Genomic DNA, 637 nt, shown 5'->3' with positions numbered 1-637 from the left:
CCTAATCCCAGAACTGAATGAAATGGGATTGGAATTTGCGGTAGCCGCAACCTTTATCGCGATTGTCGTACCCACGATTAAAAATGCAGCGGTACTTTCTAGCGTCGTAGTGGCTTTGGTAGGCTCAGTCGCGTTAAGCTATTACCAAGTGGAAGGAAGTTTGATGATTTCGAGCATTTTAGCCATGTTAACAGGCTATTTTGTCGAACAAGTACAGGAGAAACGCTAATGATTATGCTGTCAATTTTACTCATGACGCTGTTGGTGTTCACAAGCCGATACTTGTTTCTCGAGCCGAAGTTGCCATTAAAGCTCGGCACGCGCACACAAAAGATTCTCAACTACGCAAGCCCGGCCGTTTTAACCGCGATCTGGGCGCCGATTGTCTTCATCCCCGAAGGGGAACTCAGTGTCAGCGTACAAAACCCGTTTTTATTGGCTGCGACATTGGCTGCGTTGATCGCCTATTTGACAAAAAACGTTCTCTTAACGACGGTTGTCAGTATGGTGGCGTTTCTTCTTTTGCGCGTTTGGCTTTAATCAGCCACCCACTCAATTTCTAACAAGGTGACGTCGCCACATTTTAAACGCCCAAGGAAGATGTCGCCTTGATGGACTTCGCCAACCCCTTGCGGCG

1 protein-coding gene and 2 pseudogenes are annotated in these 637 nt (G+C 47.6%); 2 read left to right on the top strand and 1 reads right to left on the bottom strand.

What is annotated here, in order from left to right:
* Together R7Z47_RS25400 and R7Z47_RS25395 are read left to right on the top strand one after the other, a co-directional pair.
* A pseudogene (locus R7Z47_RS25400) lies at positions 1–229 on the top strand (branched-chain amino acid ABC transporter permease); the annotation flags it as partial.
* Positions 229–540, top strand: a complete 312-nt coding sequence (locus R7Z47_RS25395) for an AzlD domain-containing protein (RefSeq protein WP_015313014.1) — start codon at positions 229–231, stop codon at positions 538–540. The pseudogene R7Z47_RS25400 and the gene R7Z47_RS25395, both read left to right, overlap by 1 nt.
* Here the strand turns inward: R7Z47_RS25395 and R7Z47_RS25390 are convergent.
* Positions 537–637 (bottom strand): annotated as a pseudogene (locus tag R7Z47_RS25390) (FAA hydrolase family protein); the annotation flags it as partial. The gene R7Z47_RS25395 and the pseudogene R7Z47_RS25390 overlap by 4 nt on opposite strands.

The organism is Vibrio sp. 1641, assembly GCF_033339995.1.
Classification (GTDB): domain Bacteria; phylum Pseudomonadota; class Gammaproteobacteria; order Enterobacterales; family Vibrionaceae; genus Vibrio; species Vibrio alginolyticus.
This window is presented reverse-complemented; position numbering and strand designations above follow the sequence as displayed.